Origin of the sequence: Mesorhizobium sp. M7A.F.Ca.CA.002.05.1.1, assembly GCF_003998335.1 — a bacterium.
Taxonomy (GTDB): Bacteria; Pseudomonadota; Alphaproteobacteria; order Rhizobiales; family Rhizobiaceae; genus Mesorhizobium.
This window is the reverse complement of the sequence record NZ_RZQI01000744.1, coordinates 1-3,024: the sequence shown is the minus strand read 5'-3', so window position 1 is coordinate 3,024 and position 3,024 is coordinate 1. Positions and strand designations below refer to the sequence as shown.

2 protein-coding genes are annotated in these 3,024 nt (G+C 62.8%); both read left to right on the top strand.

Translation table 11 applies throughout. The features are described 5' to 3' along the window. Window positions 1-8: 8 nt before the first annotated feature. A complete protein-coding gene (locus tag EN939_RS27695) occupies window positions 9-2,306 on the top strand; it encodes an FdhF/YdeP family oxidoreductase (RefSeq protein ID WP_127270666.1) in 2,298 nt (765 codons plus the stop codon). Between the two features lie 2 nt (window positions 2,307-2,308). Next, window positions 2,309-3,024 (top strand): cytochrome ubiquinol oxidase subunit I (locus EN939_RS27690; RefSeq protein ID WP_164751272.1); only part of this gene is annotated, 716 nt, incomplete at its 3' end.

Genomic DNA, 3,024 nt, shown 5'->3' with positions numbered 1-3,024 from the left:
GCATAGAAATGAGTGGCAAGAAGCGTATTGAGCGTTATGACGAGGCCGCCGGCGGCTGGGGTGCGCTGAAGGCGCTCGGCGAGCACCTGGTCGAGCAGGATATTGCGATCAAGGGCGCGACAACGCTGCTGCGCATGAACCAGCCGCTTGGCTTCGATTGCCCGGGCTGCGCTTGGCCAGATCCCAAACACACCTCGCCCTTCGAATTCTGCGAGAACGGCGGCAAGGCAGTCGCCTGGGAGGTGACGGCGAAGCGCTGCACGCCGGAGTTCTTCGCAGCTCACACCGTCACCGAGCTTTCGACATGGAGCGACTACGAACTCGAAATGGTCGGGCGGCTTACTCATCCGATGGCCTACGACCAAGCCAGCGATCGCTACTTGTCGGTGAACTGGGACGACGCCTTCGCCATGATCGGTCGGCATCTGGGCGCCCTTCCCAATCCGAATATGGCGGAGTTCTACACCTCCGGTCGCACCTCCAACGAGGCCGCCTTCCTCTACCAGCTCTTTGTGCGCGAATACGGCACCAACAACTTCCCCGACTGTTCCAACATGTGCCACGAGGCTACCAGCGTCGGCTTGCCGCAGTCGCTCGGCGTCGGCAAGGGCACGGTGCTGCTGGACGATTTCGACAAGACTGACTGCATCTTCATCTTCGGCCAGAACCCCGGCACCAACAGCCCGCGCATGATGACCAGCCTGCGCAGTGCCTCGCGACGCGGCGCAACCATTATTTCGTTCAATCCGTTCCGCGAGCGGGCGCTGGAGCGCTTTCAGGCGCCGCAGAGCCCGATCGAGATGACGACGCTGACGTCCACCCCGATCAGCTCGCGCCTGCACCAAGTCAAGGTCGGCGGCGACATCGCAGTGCTCAAGGGCTTGATGAAGGTGCTAGTCGAGGAGGATGAGCGGCTGCGCGCCGAACACCAGATCGAGGCCCTTGACTGGGATTTTATCCGCGGCCACACCGTCGGCATCGAGGCGCTCGTCGCCGACCTCAAGGCCACATGCTGGGAAGACATCGAGCGGCGATCGGGCCTCACGCGCTCGGCGATCGAGGAAGCCGCCCATGTCTATATGAAGGCGAAGAGGGCGATCGTCGTCTATGGCATGGGCATCACCCAGCACCGGCACGGCGCGAAAAGCGTCCAGCAGCTTGCCAATCTTTGCCTGCTCAAGGGAAATATCGGAAAGGAAGGCGCCGGCTTGTGCCCGGTGCGCGGCCATTCCAACGTCCAAGGCGACCGTACCGTCGGCATAACCGAAATTCCGACCCCTGAATTCCTCGGCCGGCTGGGACAGCGTTTTGGCTTCGAGCCCTCTGCTGAGCATGGACACAATGTCGTCACCGCGCTGGAGGCCATGGTCGAGGGAAAAGCGCGCGTCTTCATCGGCATGGGTGGCAACATCGTCGCTGCCATCCCAGACTGGCAGGTCACGCAGGAGGCGTTTCGCCGTCTCGATCTCACTGTTCACGTCTCGACCAAGCTTAACCGCAGCCACATCATCCATGGCCGCGACGCGCTCATCCTGCCCTGCCTAGGCCGCACGGAGGTTGACCTGCAGGCGGCAGGCCCGCAATCCATCACCGTCGAGGACTCTATGTCGATGGTGCACGCGTCGACCGGCATGAACGAACCTGCCTCCGAGCACCTGAAGAGCGAGCCCGCGATCGTTGCAGGCATGGCCCGCGCCACCCTCGGGATGCGCTCAGTTGTGGACTGGGAGATCTTCGTCGCCGACTACGACCTGATACGCGACGCCATCGAAGACGTCTTTCCGATTTTCGAGGGCTACAACGCTCGCATCCGCGTACCCGGCGGCTTCCACCTCCCCTCGACGGCGCGCGAGCGTATTTGGAATACGGCTACCGGCAAGGCGAACTTCATGCCGTTCGATGGGCTCGGCGAGGATAACGCATCCGATGCGGACGTTTTGTGGCTCACCAGCGTGCGCAGCCATGACCAGTACAATACCACGCTCTATTCACTCTCAGACCGCTATCGCGGCGTGTTCGGCCAACGCGACGTGCTGTTCATAAGCGTCGAGGAAATCGAGAAGCGCGGCTTCAAGCCGGGCGACCGCGTCGACCTAGTCACCGTTTCAGACGACGGCGTGGAGCGAGTGGTTCGCAATTTCAAGCTGGTCGCCCATGCATTCCCGGCCGGCGGCTGCGCGGCCTATTACCCAGAGACCAATCCGCTGGTGCCGCTTCACGCCCACGATCCAATGAGTTTCACACCCTCCTACAAGGGCATTCCGATCCGCATCGTGCGGGCGCAGGTCCAGGTTGAGGTGGCTTGACCATGGATGCCGTCATCCTTGCCCGACTCCAGTTCGCCTTCACAATGGGCTTCCACATCCTGTGGCCGACGGTCACGATCGGGCTCGCCTGCTTCGTCGCGCTACTGAGCGGCCTTTGGTGGCGCACCGGACGCGAGGTCTATCGCGATCTCATGCGCTTCTGGATTTCCATCTTCGCGCTGGCCTTCGGCATGGGCGTCATCACTGGCCTCGTGCTGAGCTACGAGATCGGCACCAACTGGGCGGGCTTCTCGCGCTCGGTCTCCAACGTCCTCGGCCCGCTCTTCATGTACGAGGCGCTGACCGCCTTCTTCCTCGAGGCCGGCTTCATCGGCATCGTGCTGTTCGGCCAGAACCGGGTCAGCAGGGGACTGCATTTCTTCGCCTGCTGCATGGTGGCGGGCGGCACGCTGACGTCGGCCACCTGGATCCTCGCCGCCAACAGTTGGATGCAGACGCCGCAGGGCGCGGTGGCCGACGCCAACGGCATTTTTCATGTCGTCGACTGGTGGCAGGTCATCTTCAATCCTTCCTTCCCCTACCGGCTCGCCCACATGGTCTGCGCCAGTTTCATTACCGGCTCCTTCGTCGTGGCCGGCGTCTCTGCCTTCCATCTTTGGCGCAGGCAGCATGTGGAGGCCAGCCGCCTCGCTTTCTCGCTGGCCATGTGGATGGCGCTGGTGCTCACCCCGACGCAGATCCTGCTGGGCGACCTGCA

Excerpts from the sequence above, each read along its gene's own strand:
- EN939_RS27695 (WP_127270666.1), top strand. The coding sequence starts at position 9 with ATGAGTGGCAAGAAGCGTATTGAGCGTTATGACGAGGCCGCCGGCGGC.